Source organism: Microbulbifer halophilus (genome assembly GCF_026183675.1).
Lineage (GTDB): Bacteria > Pseudomonadota > Gammaproteobacteria > Pseudomonadales > Cellvibrionaceae > Microbulbifer > Microbulbifer halophilus.
Genome location: NZ_JAPIVK010000036.1, coordinates 5,637 through 22,489, shown reverse-complemented (window position 1 = coordinate 22,489; position 16,853 = coordinate 5,637). Strand labels below are relative to the sequence as shown.

The window sequence follows — 16,853 nt, the reverse complement described above, 5'->3', positions numbered from 1 at the left end:
TACGCCACCACACTGCCGCGGGAGAGCCTGCAGGCGGGCTCCGACGCTGATGGGTGGGGAAATCAGTGAGGCGGACAGAGGGGCCTCCAGGACCGGATCCAGTGGCTGGTATCCGGCCGCTTCAACCCCATACGCACCACACCACATCCGGCGGCTGCGTGTACGGCAGGGGCAACTCCTCGCCGCGCCGGGCATAGCGGCGATCCGCCGGGATTCGCGATGGGTCCGGCGCTTCTTGTTCTTTTACGCAACCGGCGGTTCGCAGCCGCGGCAGCCAAGCCGCCGCGGCCCGGCGACTACAGAGACGCGGTATTGCGTGCGGTCGCGGCGCGCAGCGCGGCCAGGTCCTCGACCCAGACGATATCCTGGGACGCGAGCTGGCCGTCGGACAGGGCCTCACCCAGCTGCCCCAGTTGTCCGCGCTGATCGGAGAGTTCGTCGATCGGCATCTTCAGCCACACCTGGCCATTCTGGTCCACCACCTTTTCCGACGCGTCGGTATCCACCGCGCCCAGGTGGCGGTCGACGGCGGAGGAGCCGCCGGACGGCAGGTAGATGGTGCCGTTGGTAAAGTCCACCGCGAAGGCGACGAGGCCCGGCAGGATACCGAACAGCAGCGCGGCGCCGTCGAGCACCACCACCGCCGGATCCACCCGGCCGCCGGTCTGGCCCTTGCGCTCGGGATAGAGGAAGTAGCCGCAGGCGGTCAGGTTCATCATCAGTACGAGCAGGCAGCTGGCGGCGACGCCGCGCTTTACAGATCTGTTCATGGTTCTTCTCGATTCCCGGTAGTTGGCTCTGTGACAGACCGCCAAGCTTACCGAAAGCCGGGCGGCACCGGAAGTGGCGCCGTATACGTCTTCTGTGGCCCAGATCGCAAAGCTGGCAACTACTGGTCGAGCCTTCCGCGCCGCTCTGGTTTAATGGCTGTATCGGGTTCCATCCACGGAGAACAGCATGCCACCTACCGCCAAGCGCCTCGCCGTATTCTGCGGGCTCTTCATCGCCACCCTGCTGGCCACCGGCTGCGTGGCCCCCGGCCAGACGGGAATCGACAAACGCGACTATATCGATCGCACGGAGCGGGAGGTGCGCACAGAGCTCTACCAGCGTATTCCGGATTTCAGCGAAGAGCTGGCCGAGGCGCCCGGCTACGCGGTGTTCAGCAACGTCAATGTCAGCGTACTGCTGGCCAGCGCTTCCGTCGGCTACGGTGTGGCGGTGGACAACGATACCGGCGAACGCACCTATATGAGAATGGGCGGGCTGGGCCTCGGTCCCGGCCTCGGCGTCAAGGATTTCCGGGCCCTGTTCCTGTTCGATTCGCCGGAAGTCATGCAGCGTTTCGTCAACCGGGGCTGGTCCTTCGGTGGACAGGCGGAGGCCGCCGCGAAGGCACAGGACAAGGGCGCCGCCGTGGGCACCGAAGTGGCGCTGGACGGCATGCGCGTCTACCAGCTCACCGAAAGCGGCATCGTCCTGCAGGCCACTCTCAAGGGCACCAAATTCTGGAAAGACAAGGAGCTGAATTACGACTGATCGGGGTTTCTGCCGGCCTGAGCCGAACAAAACTTGGCCAATCGGACGCCAACCTGTTTTGCAGTCCCCAAAACCCCGCATTGAATGCCTAAACTTTAGTCAGCATCGGCTGCGAGATGTCAGGGAGCAGTACACAATTTCTGAGGGTGCGTTCCAACGCACGTGTGATCGGACCGGGCAGTGAGCAGTCGCCAGGGGTCGGACACCGGAAATTCCAGGGAGCAGTAGCCGCAGCAGATGCCGCCATGGAATGGCTAAAGCACGGTATCCTTCCGGATACCGTGCTTTTTTATGGGCGCCGGAATTTCCCGTCCATCCTCTTCCCCTGTATCCTTCGCACAGTCTGAGTGGCCGATGGTCGATGCCCGACCGCTATTCGCCGGCCACTGTCCCCGATCGATGACTGGAGCCATTGAATGTATATCACCAGCGATTTTGACAGCGGCAATATCGAAGTCGCCAACGCCGACAGCAACCCGGTGGAACTGACCATCCGCCGGGACAACAATTCCGATTTCTACCAGTGGTTCCATTTCCGCCTGGAGGGCGAAGTGGGCAAGAGTTATCCGCTGCGCATCGCCAACGCCGGCAAGGCGGCCTACCCGGAAGGCTGGGAAAACTACCGCGTCTGCGCCTCCTACGATCGCCACAACTGGTTCCGCGTGGATGCGGAGTACGACGGCAACAGCCTGGACTTCGCCGTGGAGCTGGAAAGGCCCGCCATCTACCTCGCCTACTTCGCCCCCTTCTCCTGGGAGCGCCATCTGGATCTGCTGGCCTGGGCCCAGCTCGACGAGCGCGTCCAGCTGGAAACCCTGGGCAAGACCCTCGACGGCCGCGATATGAGCCTGCTGACGGTCGGCGACGCAGCTGCGGCGAAACACCGTGTCTGGATGATCGCGCGCCAGCACCCGGGCGAAACCATGGCGGAGTGGTTTGTAGAGGGCTTTCTCGAGGCCCTGCTCGACGAAGCCAACGCATCCGCGCGGGCGCTGCTCGCCGATACCGTTTTCCATATCGTGCCGAACATGAACCCGGACGGCAGCGTCCGCGGTCACTTGCGCACCAATGCGGCCGGCGCCAACCTCAACCGCGAATGGCAGGAACCGAGCATGGAGCGCAGCCCCGAAGTCTACCTGGTGCGCGAAAAGATGCTCGAGCTGGGAGGCGATATCTTCCTCGACATTCACGGCGACGAGGCGCTGCCGTTCAATTTCGTCGCCGCCTGCGAGGGAGTTCCCGGCTACGACGAGCGCCACGCAAAACTGGAGGACACCTTCAAGCGCGCCTTCGTTGCCGCCAGCCCGGACTTCCAGACCGAGCGTGGCTACGATCTGGACAAACCCGGCGAAGCCAACATGACCGTGGGCACCAACTGGTGTGGCCACCAGTTCCGCACCCTGGCGCTGACCCTGGAGATGCCGTTCAAGGACAACGACAACCTGCCAGACCCGATCGAGGGCTGGTCGCCGGATCGCTGCCGGCAGCTGGCGCGGGATATTTTCTTCCCGATCCGGGAGACGTTGAAAAGCCTCTGAGAAAGGAGAGCGCCAGTTCGACAAGCGGGCCGACAGGCCCGCCAATCGCCTGCAAGGCAGGCCTCCCGCAACAGCCCCTCGCCCGCGCCACAGCTTCCCCCCCCTGCCGATTAAAATTTCCTGCGCAAACGGGAAATTTCAGCACAGAATATCTCGGTCACCGGCGCGCTTTTTTGCTACCTTATTTCGCTCGGAATAAGACTCACGGGAAGAAACCATGCAAATACCGACCCCCTGGCGCCGCCTCGGCCTGGTTGTCGCCGTCAGCGGCGCCTTGGCCGCCTGCGGCAAGGAAACCCCCAATACCGAAACCACCGCAGAAACCGCGCCGCAGGCCGAACAGCAGCCAGTGCAGAACGAAAGCGCCGCCCCGGCCGGCAAACCGCAATTGAGCGACACCGAACAGGCCCAGGTGGACACCATGGCCGCCGACCTGCATAAGTACGTAAAAATCCTTGCCTCCGACGCCTACGAGGGCCGCGCGCCGGCCACAGAGGGCGAAGAGAAAACCGTCAACTACCTGGCGGACCAGTTCGAGGAGCTGGGCCTGGAACCCGGCGCCACCGACGCCGACGGCAACCCCAGCTGGTTCCAGCAGGTGCCGGTGGTGGAGATGCAGATCGAATCCACGCCCATGGAAATCAGCGGCGACAATTTCGACAGGGAATTGCAACCGCTGACCGATATGGTCGCCTTCACCCAGCGCCAGACCGAATCGTCCGTACTGGAGGAGAGCGAACTGGTGTTCGTCGGCTACGGTATCGTCGCGCCGGAGAACGACTGGAACGACTACGCGGGCCTGGACATGAGCGGTAAAACCGCCGTGATCCTGGTCAATGACCCGGGCTACGCCACCCAGGACGAAAACCTGTTCAACGGCAACGCCATGACCTACTACGGCCGCTGGAGCTATAAATTCGTGGAAGCGGCCCGCCAGGGCGCCGACGGCGCCATCGTCATCCACGAGACCGGCGCCGCCGGCTATCCGTGGGAAGTGGTCAGCGGCAGCTGGTCCGGCACCCAGATCAGCCTGGCCGCGGAGGATAAAAATACCGACCGCGTCGCCGTGGAGGCGTGGATGACCGATGATTCCGCCAAAGCGATTTTCGAGGCCGCCGGCCTGGATCTGGCTGTGGAAACGGAGGCGGCCAAGAACCGCGACTTCAAGGCCAAGCCCTTGAACCTGAACGCCAGTGTCAAACTGAAAAACCAGCTGCGCACCTCCGACTCGCGCAACGTGGTAGCCAAATTGCCCGGCACCGAACACCCGGACGAGGCAGTCATCTATACCGCCCACTGGGATCACCTGGGTATTAACGAAAATACCGCGGGCGAAGACCATATCTTCAACGGTGCCGTCGACAACGCCACCGGCACCGCCGGCCTGCTGGCCATGGCGCGCCAGGCCGCGGCAATGCCGGAGCGCCCCAAGCGCTCGCTGGTCTTCGTTGCCGTCACTGCCGAAGAATCCGGCCTGCTGGGATCCAAGTACTACGCCGCCAACCCGGTGGTGCCGCTGGAGAAGACCGTAGCCGGCATCAACTTCGACGCCATGGGCGTGCTGGGCCCGATGCGCGACGTGATCGTGGTGGGTTACGGCAACAGCGAGCTGGAAAAACTGCTGGAAAAAACCGCGCAAAAGCAGGGCCGCTACCTGGCACCGGAAGAACATCCGGAACGCGGCTACTTCTACCGCTCCGACCACTTCAGCCTGGCCAAGAAAGGCGTGCCGATGCTCTATTTCGACTCCGGCAGCGACAGCTTCGAGCACGGCCGCGAGTGGGCACAGCAAAAACTGGAAGAGTACACCGCCCACGCCTACCACAAGCCGGGCGACGAGTACGATCCGGACTGGAACCTGAAGGGTGCGGCCATGGACCTGCAACTGGGTCTACAGCTCGGGCTGCAACTGGCCAACAGCCGCGACTGGCCCAACTGGTATGAAGGTAACGAGTTCCGCGCAATCCGCGATGCCAGTGCCGACAGCCGAGATTAGAAAGGAAAAACCACCCTCCTCTTTTTGCGGAAGGAATTTACTGTAGGGACGAACCTTGCGTTCGCCCCTTCCCCCAACGGATCGCCGCACTGATATCAGGTTGCCACAAAAGCGGCCCCGATAGCGGCGATATCCCCTTGTTCATCTGCATCACATTGCCCGCCCTTGTAGGGCCCTCATTCAGTAATCCTGGCGATGCGCCTTTTTTGCCACCAGCCAATAAGCGACACCGAGGGCCAGTACCACGGCGGCGATCGCAAAAATATAATGGGGGGAAATATCATCGAGATCCATCACGATCACCTTCCTCGCGATGGCCATTAACGCCGTGGCCATCACCAGCTGAATCGGAATCACATAGGAACCCAAATAGAGGCGGATATTGATGAAGATCTCTATGGCGATCAGCACCAGCATAAAGGCGCCGAACACATCGAATAAGTCATTGTAATCGAGCAGGAAGGCCGGCTCGGTCATCAGGCGCTGGTACAGCACCAGTACCACGTCGGCAACACCCCAGACGATCACCAGCACCATCAGCACCGCCAGCACTCGTATAGAGTTCCGGATTACCAGATGCAGAACCCGGATCAGGGGATCATCGTGCTCTTTGGGCAACTCCTCGTGAATCAATGTATGCCGTTCGTCGCGATCTGCCATCGCCCGCTCCAGGGTCTGTCAGTAAAGAATGCCCCGCAGCTCTCAGCCCTTTCGGGGATCTACTATTTATAGCGCAGATTGCGTCGCACCTCCCTGTGAGCACCACTCAAGCCCTGATAGCCACATCGAAGCCGTCCCCAAACATACGTTTTTCGTCAAAACCCATCTTCTGCCTGTCCATATGCCACTGGCGCCGGAAGGTTGTCAGGGCGATCCACATCAGCGGCCACAACGGCAGCCGGAAACTGCCGAGTACCGATGGTGTCCGGCAAAAACAGGCTGCCCTGAAGCAGAAAAGCCCCGTCGTTTCCGGCGGGGCTTTTGTTTTAACTCCAGTTTCGGGGTTCAGCTTCCTCCCGGAGCCGTCATCCCGGACTCGATCCGGAATGACGACCGCATCGAGTGGATGCTGGACTCCAAAAGAGCCTTGACGGTATGAAAAATCAGGCGCTGACCGCAGTCTCGATCTTTTTCAGTTCCTCGTCGCGCAATTCGCGGCGGAGTATCTTGCCAACGTTGGTCTTCGGCAGGTCCTCTCGGAACTCGATCTCCTTGGGTACCTTGTAGGCGGTCATATTTTCGCGGCAGTAGGCGATCACTTCCTCCTCGGTCAGGGAGTCTTCCGCCTTGACCACGAACAGTTTCACCTGCTCGCCGCTCTTTTCGTTCGGGACACCGATGGCCGCCGCTTCCGCCACCTTGTCATGGGCGCTGACCACGTCCTCGATCTCGTTCGGATAGACGTTGAAGCCGGATACGTTGATCATGTCCTTCTTGCGGTCGACGATCTTGATATAGCCGTCATCCTGGATCACTGCCATATCGCCGGTGCTGAACCAGCCTTCGCTGTCGATGGATTCCGCCGTGGCCTCGGGGCGCTGCCAGTAGCCTTTCATCACCTGCGGACCGCGCACGCACAGTTCGCCGGGGGAATTGTTGGGCAGGTCGTTGCCATTCTCGTCGATCACCTTGACCTCGGTGCCCGGTACCGCCACCCCCACGGTGCCCATCTGCACCGCCTCGGCGGGATTGAAGGACACCACCGGCGAAGTCTCGGTCAGGCCGTAACCCTCTGTTACCACACAGCCGGTCATCTCCTCCCAGCGCTTGGCGGTATCGCGGGTCAGTGCCATGCCACCGGAACAGGTGGTGTGCAGCTTGCTGAAGTCCAGTTCGGCGAATTCCGGGCAGCGCATCAGGCCGTTAAACAGGGTGTTCAGGCCGACGAAACCGGTAATGCGCAGACCCTTCAGGGTTTTGGCAAAGCCCGGGATATCCCGCGGGTTGGGAATCAGCAGCGAGTGGTTGCCGGTGGAGAAAAGGCACATGCAGTGAATGGTGAAGGCGTAGATATGATACAGCGGCAGCGGCGCCACGTAGAACTCCTCGCCCTCTTTCATGGAATCGCCCAGCGCCTCGCGCACCTGTTCCATATTGGCCACCAGGTTGCGGTTGGTCAGCATGGCGCCCTTGGCCACGCCAGTGGTACCACCGGTGTACTGCAGCACAGCGATATCGTCCGGCGAGCGCTGCACGTCCTCGTGCGGCTGGTTGCCGCCCATGGTCATGGCGTCGCGGAAGTTCACCTGATTGGAGAAGGAAAAGTCCGGCACCATTTTCTTGACGTACTTGGCGACGCCATTGATCAATACACGCTTGAACGGATTGTGCAGGTCGGCGATCTCGCTGACGATCACCTGTTTGACGTCGGTTTCAGCGACAATCTGGGCGGCGGTGTCGGCGATATTCGCCAGTACCACCAGCGCCTTGGCACCGGAGTCGTTCAACTGGTGTTTCAGTTCCCGGCGGGAGTAGAGCGGGTTGGTATTCACGACCACGAGGCCGGCGCGCAGGGCACCGAACACCGCCACCGGGTACTGCAGGACGTTCGGCAATTGCACCGCGATACGATCACCGGGCTCAAGATCCGTATGATTCTGCAGGTAGGCGGCGAATCGGGCGCTCAGTTTGTCGATGTCGCCGACGCTCAGCGTCTGCCCGAGGCAACTAAAGGCCGGCCTGTCACCGAATTTGGTGCAGGCGTTAGAAAATACGTCGAGAATGCTGCGGTCGATATCCAACTGTCTTCTCCCAGTCCTGTTTGTTGTTGTCGCCTGTCCGTTTATAGACGATATCCCGCTGGGGGAGTCGCCCCGGACCTTGATTATTGTTTATCTGGCTGCAGCCGCAATTTTTAACGGCTGCATTCCGGTCTTTGCCAAAATACTTCGAAGGGCGCAACGGCTGTCAGCCGGCCGGAAACAGGTCGGCCAGCGAGGCGGCCAGGTCCCGGTCGCCGGAATAGCGGATCTCACCGAGGAGAAACGCGTGCCGGGCACTCAGGCGGCCATCCAATATAGCACTTAATGTGCTGTTCGACATTTCCAGCGTCAGCGCTGGCTCCGGCGCTTCACCGTAGCGTGAAACCGCCGAGACACCGTCGGCTTCCAGCGACAACAGGACATAAAAATCACTGGCGTCGGGAAGCCGGAACTGTACCCGAGTGAGTGGGTGCAAACAAGTGAGGTACCGCAGGCGCTCGACTGTCTGATCCGGCAGCTGCATTAGACCCTCTCTACAAAAAAGCCGCTGGCGGCGCCATAAAAAAACCGCCGGTATTCCGGCGGCTTTTCGTTAGTGCGGGAATCAGAATGCGAAGTGTTCCGCGTCCAGTTCCATCAGGTTATCGGCACCGCTCTCGATCGCCGATGCGTGGGTCGCGGTGCGCGGCAGGATACGGTCGAAGTAGAAGCGCGCGGTAGCCAGTTTGGCGCGGTAGAAATCCGCCTCGCCCTCGCCGGCGGCCAGTTTGTCGTTGGCGACCTTGGCGGCGCGGGCCCACAGGAAGGCCTGCACCGCGTAGCCGGAGTACATCAGGTAGTCCACGGAAGCGGCGCCCACTTCGTCCGGATTTTCCATCGCCTTGGCGCCGACGTTCATGGTCAGGTCGCCCCACTGCTGGTTCAGTTCCTGCAGTTTTGTCACGAAGGGCGCCAGCGACTCGGTGTCGATCTCCGCCTGGCAGAACTTGTGCACCATCTTGGTGAAACGGCGCAGTTTCTCGCCCTGACTCATCAGTACCTTGCGCCCGAGAAGATCCAGCGCCTGGATGCCGGTGGTGCCCTCGTAGATGGTGGAGATGCGCGCGTCGCGTACATTCTGCTCCATGCCCCACTCGGAAATATAACCGTGGCCGCCAAAGCACTGCAGGCCCAGGTTGGCGGACTCGAAGCCGGTCTCGGTCAGGAAGGCCTTGGCGATCGGCGTCAGGAAGGCCAGCAGCTCGTCGGCCTCTTTCTTTTCCTCTTCGCTGCCCCTGTGGGTGCGATCCACCTGCTGCGCACACAGCATGAGCAACATGCGGCCGCCCTCGGCGAAGGCCTTCTGGGTCAGCAGCATGCGGCGCACGTCCGGGTGCACGATAATCGGGTCGGCCGCACCGTCCGGGTTTTTCGGGCCGCTCAGGGAGCGCATCTGCAGTCGGTCTTTGGCGTAGGCCAGGGATTTCTGGAAGCCGGCTTCGGCGTGGGCCAGGCCCTGAATGGAGGTACCCAGGCGCGCGGTGTTCATGAAGGTGAACATGCAGTTCAGGCCCTTGTTGGGCGGGCCGATCAGGAAGCCTTTGGCGCCGTCGAAATTCAGCACGGCGGTGGCGTTGCCGTGGATACCCATCTTGTGTTCCAGGGAACCGCATGTCACGCCGTTGCGCTCACCCGCGGAGCCGTCTGCGGCGGGCAGGAACTTGGGTACGATAAACAGGGAGATGCCCTTGGTGCCGGCGGGGGCATCGGGCAGGCGCGCCAGCACGATATGCACGATGTTCTCGGCCATATCGTGCTCGCCGGCAGAGATGAAGATCTTGGTGCCGGTGATGTCGTAGGAGCCGTCGTCGTTGGGTTCCGCCTTGCTGCGCAGGATGCCCAGGTCGGTACCGCAGTGGGGCTCGGTCAGGCACATGGTGCCGGTCCAGGTGCCCTCCACCAGCTTGGTCAGGTAGGTATCCTTCTGCTCGTCGGTGCCGTGGGCCTCGAGGGTGTTCATGGCGCCGTGGGACAGGCCCGGGTACATGCCCCAGGACCAGTTGCTGGTACCCACCATCTCGCTCATGACCGTACCCAGCGACGCGGGCAGGCCCTGGCCGCCGTGTTCCGGGCTGTGCGCCAGCGACGGCCAGCCGGCCTCGACGAACTGCTGGTAGGCTTCCTTGAAGCCCTCCGGGGTAGTGACTTCGCCGTCGTTCCAGGTGCAGCCCTGCTGGTCGCCGACCTGGTTCAGCGGCGCCAGCACGTTCTCGCAGAACTTGGCGCCCTCTTCCAGGATGGCGTCTACCAGATCCGGCGTGGCCTCTTCGTAGCCGAGGGACTCGTAGTGTGTGTCCCAGTCCAGCAGCTCGCGCATGGCGAAGCGCATGTCGCGCAGTGGAATCTTGATATCGGTCATCCTGCTACCCTCAATTCGCTGTTGTAAGCCGCCCGCCGGAGGGAAAACCGGCCAGTCAGGCTTGTGACTCATTCTTACGATTGGTTCATCATAGTAGTAAGCTGCCGAACCGCTCTATGGCGAAATCCGTCCAAAGTGGTGACAGATTAGTGCTGGCTACCCGGCCCGGCGGGCGACCATCAGCCGCCCTTGCGACTACGGTACTCGCCCGGCGTGATACCGGTCCATTTCTTGAAGGCGCGGAAGAAGGCGCTGGACTCGTCGAAACCCAGCATCTCGGCGATCTGGCCGTTGGAGAGATCGGGGCAGCTCAGGTAGTGGAAGGCGGCTTCCATGCGGCACTCGTCCTTCAGCTTCTGGTAGGAGGTGCCCTCCTGCTGCAGGCGACGGCGCAGGGTGGTGACCGACATGTTCAGACGCTCGGCGACCACCTCGGCCGCGGGCATGGATTCGCTCACATCGCGGTTGAGGATCGTCTTGACCTTGGTCTTGATACTGTTGGCGCTGCCGTCGCTGATCACCAGGTGGTAGGGGGCGGTGCGGATAAAATCCTCCACCGTCTGCGAACTCTGCACCACCGGGTAGTCCAGGTAGCGGCTGTCGTACTCCAGCGCATTTGCGGGCTGGTCGAACAGCAGCTCCCCCGCCTCGCTCTGGGCCAGGGTGCGGAATTCCTCCGGGCAGGGGAAGGAGAAGTGCAGCCGCGCCAGCGGTATCTCGCGCCCCACCAGCCAGCAGTAGAAACGGTGCCAGACCGCCAGGGTGGTGCGGATTTCGCCGGGATCCGTGTCGGCGATCAACTGCTCGAACTCGCCCCCGGCCAGGGAGCTGATGCCGCGGATCGCGACCCGCTCGCGGCCGTTGTCGGCCGGCTCCAGCACCGGTTTCACCTTGAAGCCGCGGCAGATCTCCATGAACTCGGCGCTCAGGGTGATTGCCTGGCGCACGGTCGCGCAGTTCACCACCGTCAGGCACAGCAGGCGAAAGGAACCGGAGCGCACCCGGCCGCCACTGAGCATACCGAACCACTCGTCCTGCACCTGCCACATGGCCCGCTGGTAGAGGCGACCGTATTTCACCGCGGAAAAGGCCGCGGCGCCCTCCAGTTCGCGCTCGTCGATACCCACCGAGGCCAGCAGTTCCCCGCGATCGCAACCGTGGCTGACCGCCTCATCCAGCAGGCGCTCCAGGTAGGCGATGGGGATGCGGATATCCTCTTCCCGGACCGCCATCTACTTCCTGCGCCTGCGCAGCCAGTTCAGCAGGGCGCCCCCCCCCAGTGCCGCGGCGATGATCACCAGCAGGAAAACCAGCAACAGCACCAGATACGCGAGGACATCTTCAACCGGCAGGTCCCAACTCCAGATGGCCGCTGCCACGAAGGCCACGCAGGCGAGCACACTGGTGATAAAGGAGCGGCGATTCTTCTTGGCCATGGGGTTTCCGCAATATCGATGGTACAAAATGGACAGATGGTCGGCGGCGACCGGCGACACTACCCTTCAAGGATAGACAGACCGGTGCGGCGCGGAATCGTGAGCCATTGCCCGATTCCTGTCAACGCCGGGGGAGCGAGCCATGAGTGGAAAAATGCTGCGGCGCGAGGACCGCAAAACAATCCGGCACCTGTTCGCATGGATCGAATGCCTGTCGGCATTCACCGTGGCCATGCTGATGGGGCTGGCCCTGTTTGCCTGAGCGGAAGGCGCCCGGGCTACTCAATCAGTCCGCCCCGCGCCAGGCGCGCGGGAGCGAGCAGTTTTTTCAATTCACTTTCGTCCAGGTCGGTCATTTCCGCAGCCACGTCCAGTACCGGGCGGCCACTGCGGTAGGCCTCCTTGGCGATTTCCGCCGCCTTGGCGTAGCCGATCACCGGATTCAGCGCCGTCACCAGGATCGGGTTGCGCGACAGCGCCGCTTCCATGCGCGAGCGGTTCACGGTGAAGCTGGCGATCGCCTTGTCGGCCAGCATCTCCGTGCCGTTGGCGAGCAGGCGGACACTCTCCAGCAGCGTCTGCGCCACCAGCGGCAGCATGACATTGAGCTGGAAATTGCCGCTCTGCCCGGCCACGCCAAGGGTGGCGTCGTTGCCCATGACCCGCGCGGCGACCATCGCCACCGATTCGGCGATCACCGGGTTCACCTTGCCCGGCATGATACTGCTGCCCGGCTGCAGCGCCTCCAGTTCGATTTCCGCAAAACCCGCCAGCGGGCCGCTGTTCATCCAGCGCAGGTCGTTGGCAATCTTCATCTGCGCCACCGCCAGCACCCTGAGCTGGCCGGACAGCTCCACCGCAGTATCCTGGCTGCTGATCGCGGCGAAGCGGTTGTCCGCAGGGCGGAACTGCTGGGTGCTGTTGGCGCTGAGCTTCTGCGCAAACAGCTCGGCAAAATCGGCGTGTGCATTCAGGCCGGTACCGATGGCGGTACCGCCCTGGGCCAGTTGCGCCAGCCGCGGCAGGGTGCCGCGGATACGCTCGCGGCAGGCCTCGATCTGCGCCGCCCAGGCGCCGAGCTCCTGGCCCAGCGTCATGGGCACCGCGTCCATCAGGTGGGTACGGCCGGTCTTGACCACGTCCTCCACCGCCGCCGCCCGCTCGCCCAGCACCGTGTACAGGTGCCGCAGCGCCGGCAGCAGCCGGTCGCGCACCGCCAGCAGTGCCGACACGTGAATCGCGCTGGGAATCACGTCGTTGCTGCTCTGGCTCATATTGACGTGATCGTTGGCCCCCAGCTGCAGGCCGCTGTCGCGCGCGGCGATCCGGGCCAGCACCTCGTTCACATTCATATTGGTGCTGGTGCCGGAGCCGGTCTGGTAGATATCGACGGGAAACTGGGCGGAGAAATCCGACTCGCCCATGGCGGCGACCGTTTCGCAGGCGGCGACGATAGCCGCGGCCCTGTCTTCGTCCAGCAGGCCCAGCTCGCAGTTGGCCTGGGCGGCGGATTTCTTGATCAGCACCACCGCACGGATGAATTCCGTCGGCAGCCGCTCGCCGCTGACGCGGAAGTTGTCCAGCGCGCGCTGGGTCTGGGCGGCGTACAGGGCCGACGCCGGCACCTGCACCTCACCCAGGCTGTCCTTCTCCACGCGATATTTCTCGCTCATGACAGACCTTTGCTGTGCGCGGCGCCCCCTGCAAAGTGGCAACCGCACACACGACGACGGTTTACTCGACGGTTACGGTGATTTTGTCGGAGACTACCGGCTTCTTGAACGGAATATGCAGATAGTTCCCCAGCACCAGCTGCAGGGTGTGCTTGCCCGGCGGCAGTGTGACTTCGGTTTCGGTCTGGCCGCCGCCGAAGTGGATCAACTGGTCGCTGGCCGGCAGCGGCTTGGTCATGTCGGGCATTTCGTCCATGTCGATCAGCAGGTGGTGATGACCGGCGCCCTCCCTGTCGACACCCGCGGGCGCGACACCCATGCCGGACAGGCCGAACTGGATCTTGAAGGTCTTGCCAACGGTTTCACCATCTTTGGGCGAAATGATATACACCTCGGCATCGGCCGGAGCCTCGGAAATCAGCTTGGCCGCCTCGTCCTCCGCCGCGTGCAGAAACGGCGCGAAGAGCAGTGCACTGGCAAGGGCGAGGGATTTGTAACCATTCATGGGAACTCCTTGTGTCTATGATTGGCGTTCGCACGGAACACCGGTGCGCAGGATTGCTTTTACAGCTTATCGCCGCAACCGCGCAACGCCAAGTCGAATATCGGGGATTTCGGGGAACGGCGTTTCCCGGCGATGGGCGCCCGGGGCCGGCGCTCAGGCGCTGACGCGCCCCTCCTGGGTCCACTCGCAGCGCACCTGCATATCGCCACTGCCCGGCTCGTGGTAGAGGCCCGCGGCCTCCCAGGTGAAGGAGTGGATACCGGAGAGCTCGGTTTCCAGGTGGACCGTGGCGGACACCCAGTACATGCTGCGCAGCAGTTCCTCGAATTTCTGGATCCAGTGATTCCACTCGTACTCGACGGCGCGGTAGGAGGCGCCGAAATGGATCACGTCCGTCTGGTACCGGGACTGCTTCAACTTGATGGTGGGAATGGAAAACATATCGCGGCACAGGAAGGGCCACTCGTCCGCCCCCGGCAGCGCCAGCACCGCCTCGCGGTTGATCCGGCGCCGGCCGGAACCGCCGGCGAGGCTGTTACTGTCTTTGATACATCCGTAGACAATGGATTCCTGATCGCCCTGTACCACAATGTTCGTCCTCAGCGCGGGTTGCCGGTTGAAAATTCACCGGCAGACAAGAAAACTCGATGGCCCACTTTAACGGCCGCGGGAATAGAAAGCCATAACCGGGATCGCAAATGAAGAACGGCTGGGCGGGCAACGGACGCGCCCTCTCCCCCGGCCCCTCTCCCGGAGGGAGAGGGGAGCTTTGTCTTCGGCATCTGGAGGAATACTCTCCACCCAGTCCTCTACAACCACCGAGCCAGTCCCCTCTCCCACCGGGAGAGGGCTAGGGAGAGGGCCTCCCTCCGATCCCCCTAGATTTCGATACCACGCCCCCGCAGCATCTCCAGGAACTCGTCCTCGTCCATGGTGGCAACATCAAGTTCCCGCGCCTTGTTCAGCTTGGAACCGGCACCGGGGCCGGCGACCACAGTATCGGTGTTCGCCGAAACACTGCCGGCCACCTTGGCGCCCATCCGCAGCAGATAGTCCTTGGCCTCACTGCGCGACAGGGTTTCCAGTTTGCCGGTCAGCACCCAGGTCTGGCCCGACAGCGGCCGATCCTCGCCACCCTGCTCTTCCGGCGCCCAGTGCACGCCCGCCTGGCGCAGCGCCTCAATCTCTTCCTGCGCGTGGGGCTGGTCGAAAAACTCGGCCACGAAGTGCGCCACCACCGGGCCCACGTCGTCCACTTCCCGCAGGGCCTCCCCGTCCGCCTGCATCAGCGGCTCCAGGTCGCCGAAGTGTCGCGCCAGGTTGCGCGCCGTGGTCTCGCCCACTTCGCGGATGCCCAGGGCGTAGAGGAACTTCGGCAGGGTGGTGTCCTTGCTGCGCTCCAGCGCATCGAGCAGATTCCGGGCGGACTTCTGCCCCATGCGCTCCAGGCCGGCCACCTGTTCCAGGGTCAGGTCGTAGAGGCCGGAAACCGAGTGCAGCAGCCCCTCGTCCACCAGCTGTTCCACCAGCTTGTCGCCGAGGCCGTCGATATCCATGGCCTTGCGCGATGCGAAATGCTTGATCGCCTGCTTGCGCTGGGCACTGCAGATAAGGCCGCCGCTGCAGCGCAGTACCGCCTCGCCGGGCACCGACTCCACCGGCGAATCGCACACCGGGCAGTGATCCGGAAAAACGATATTGCGGGCCTTGTTCGACCGCTTGGCGGCCACTACCGAAACCACCTGCGGAATCACGTCGCCGGCGCGGCGGATTACCACGGTATCGCCGATCTTGACACCCAGGCGCTCGATTTCGTCGCGATTGTGCAGGGTGGCGTTGGAGACGGTCACACCACCAACAAATACCGGCTCCAGCCGCGCCACCGGCGTAACCGCGCCGGTGCGGCCCACCTGGAATTCCACATCCTTCAGCAGCGTCATCTCCTCCTGGGCCGGGAACTTGTAGGCCATGGCCCAGCGGGGCGCACGGGCGACAAAGCCCAGGCGGCGCTGCAGGCCGATATCGTTGACCTTGTAGACGATGCCGTCGATATCGTAGGCCAGTTCGCCGCGCTTCTCGCCCAGCTCTTTGTAATAGTCGATACAGGCCTGAATATCCTTCGCCGCGGCCATCTCGCTGTTGATGCGGAAGCCCCAGCGATTCAACTGCTGCAGGATTTCCGTGTGCTTGCCCGGCAGGCTGCCGCCCTCCAGCAGACCCACACCGTAGACACACAGCTCCAGCGGCCGCTTCGCGGTGATGCGCGAATCCAGCTGGCGCAGGCTGCCGGCGGCGGCATTGCGCGGGTTGACGAAGGTTTTCTCGCCGGCCTTCGCCGCCGCGCGATTCATCTCGGCGAAGCCGGCCTTGGGCATATAGATTTCACCGCGCACTTCCAGTACATCCGGTACACCGTCTTCCAGCAGCTTCAGCGGCACCGAGCCGATGGTGCGCACATTCTGGGTGATATCCTCGCCGGTGGTGCCATCGCCGCGGGTGGCGGCCCGCTCCAGCAGCCCGTCGCGGTACAGCAGGCTGATGGCGATACCGTCCAGTTTGGGCTCGCAGGCGTATTCGACCGGCTTGTCGGTATTCAGGCGGTCGCGCACGCGGCGATCGAACTCCAGCAGTTCGTCGTCGCCGAAGGCGTTGTCCAGCGACAGCATGGGCACTTCGTGGCGCACCTCGGCGAACTCTTTCAGCGGCTCGGCGCCGACGCGCTGGGTGGGGGAATCCGGGGTGACCAGTTGCGGGTATTCCGTTTCCAGCTCCTGCAGCTCGCGCAGGCGGCGGTCGTATTCGGCGTCCGGCAGTTCCGGGTTGTCGAGGACGTAGTAGTGGTAGTTGGCGCGTTGCAGGATTTCATGCAGTTCTTCGGCGCGCTGGTGTTTTTCGGTGGGGATTTTTTTATTGGCCATTCTTTGTTCGCAAAAATGGGAAATGCTTATAGTAGGGGGTCGGTTTCTGGCACGGAACAGTTCCCTCTCCCACCGGGAGAGGGTTAGAGCCTGCGCCGGACTTGATCCGGGGGAGAGGGGCATCGATCGGCGCCCCTCTCCCCCGGCC

14 protein-coding genes are annotated in these 16,853 nt (G+C 62.8%); 3 read left to right on the top strand and 11 right to left on the bottom strand.

Annotated elements, in window-relative coordinates:
* Positions 1 to 296: 296 nt before the first annotated feature.
* Positions 297 to 770: a hypothetical protein gene (locus tag OQE62_RS16170; protein ID WP_265723080.1), complete on the bottom strand. Its 474-nt coding sequence runs from the start codon at positions 768 to 770 to the stop codon at positions 297 to 299.
* A 187-nt stretch (positions 771 to 957) separates the two neighbouring features.
* Between OQE62_RS16170 and OQE62_RS16165 the strand changes: the two genes are divergently transcribed.
* The 3 genes from OQE62_RS16165 to OQE62_RS16155 all read left to right on the top strand — a co-directional run bounded on the left by OQE62_RS16165 (position 958) and on the right by OQE62_RS16155 (position 5,073).
* Complete coding sequence (locus OQE62_RS16165) at positions 958 to 1,539, top strand: lipid-binding SYLF domain-containing protein (protein WP_265723079.1); 582 nt, start codon at positions 958 to 960, stop codon at positions 1,537 to 1,539.
* Positions 1,540 to 1,955: 416 nt separating this feature from the next.
* Positions 1,956 to 3,077 carry a M14 family metallopeptidase gene (locus OQE62_RS16160; RefSeq protein WP_265723078.1) on the top strand — a complete coding sequence of 374 codons (1,122 nt, stop codon included), beginning with the start codon at positions 1,956 to 1,958 and terminating at the stop codon, positions 3,075 to 3,077.
* 217 nt (positions 3,078 to 3,294) lie between these two features.
* Positions 3,295 to 5,073: a M28 family metallopeptidase gene (locus OQE62_RS16155; protein WP_265723077.1), complete on the top strand. Its 1,779-nt coding sequence runs from the start codon at positions 3,295 to 3,297 to the stop codon at positions 5,071 to 5,073.
* 180 nt (positions 5,074 to 5,253) lie between these two features.
* Here OQE62_RS16155 and OQE62_RS16150 read toward each other — a convergent pair whose 3' ends face one another.
* The 10 genes from OQE62_RS16150 to ligA all read right to left on the bottom strand — a co-directional run bounded on the left by OQE62_RS16150 (position 5,254) and on the right by ligA (position 16,705).
* Positions 5,254 to 5,733 (bottom strand): phosphate-starvation-inducible PsiE family protein, encoded by a 480-nt coding sequence (locus OQE62_RS16150; RefSeq protein WP_265723076.1) that lies wholly within the window; start codon positions 5,731 to 5,733, stop codon positions 5,254 to 5,256.
* Between the two features lie 443 nt (positions 5,734 to 6,176).
* Positions 6,177 to 7,814, bottom strand: coding sequence for an AMP-binding protein (locus OQE62_RS16145; RefSeq protein WP_265723075.1), 1,638 nt, complete (start codon positions 7,812 to 7,814; stop codon positions 6,177 to 6,179).
* 166 nt (positions 7,815 to 7,980) lie between these two features.
* A complete protein-coding gene (locus tag OQE62_RS16140) occupies positions 7,981 to 8,250 on the bottom strand; it encodes an SCP2 sterol-binding domain-containing protein (RefSeq protein ID WP_265723074.1) in 270 nt (89 codons plus the stop codon).
* A 129-nt stretch (positions 8,251 to 8,379) separates the two neighbouring features.
* Complete coding sequence (locus OQE62_RS16135) at positions 8,380 to 10,173, bottom strand: acyl-CoA dehydrogenase C-terminal domain-containing protein (RefSeq protein WP_265723073.1); 1,794 nt, start codon at positions 10,171 to 10,173, stop codon at positions 8,380 to 8,382.
* A gap of 179 nt (positions 10,174 to 10,352) precedes the next feature.
* Positions 10,353 to 11,405, bottom strand: a complete 1,053-nt coding sequence (locus tag OQE62_RS16130; protein ID WP_265723072.1) for an AraC family transcriptional regulator — start codon at positions 11,403 to 11,405, stop codon at positions 10,353 to 10,355.
* Entirely contained in the window at positions 11,406 to 11,609 is a 204-nt protein-coding gene (locus tag OQE62_RS16125; RefSeq protein WP_265723071.1) for a hypothetical protein, read from the bottom strand.
* Between the two features lie 278 nt (positions 11,610 to 11,887).
* Positions 11,888 to 13,282: a class II fumarate hydratase gene (locus OQE62_RS16120; protein ID WP_265723070.1), complete on the bottom strand. Its 1,395-nt coding sequence runs from the start codon at positions 13,280 to 13,282 to the stop codon at positions 11,888 to 11,890.
* 61 nt (positions 13,283 to 13,343) lie between these two features.
* Positions 13,344 to 13,787: a DUF4399 domain-containing protein gene (locus OQE62_RS16115; protein WP_265723069.1), complete on the bottom strand. Its 444-nt coding sequence runs from the start codon at positions 13,785 to 13,787 to the stop codon at positions 13,344 to 13,346.
* A 153-nt stretch (positions 13,788 to 13,940) separates the two neighbouring features.
* Complete coding sequence (locus tag OQE62_RS16110; RefSeq protein WP_265723068.1) at positions 13,941 to 14,375, bottom strand: hypothetical protein; 435 nt, start codon at positions 14,373 to 14,375, stop codon at positions 13,941 to 13,943.
* A 290-nt stretch (positions 14,376 to 14,665) separates the two neighbouring features.
* Positions 14,666 to 16,705 carry an NAD-dependent DNA ligase LigA gene (gene ligA, locus OQE62_RS16105; protein WP_265723067.1) on the bottom strand — a complete coding sequence of 680 codons (2,040 nt, stop codon included), beginning with the start codon at positions 16,703 to 16,705 and terminating at the stop codon, positions 14,666 to 14,668.
* Positions 16,706 to 16,853 lie beyond the last annotated feature (148 nt).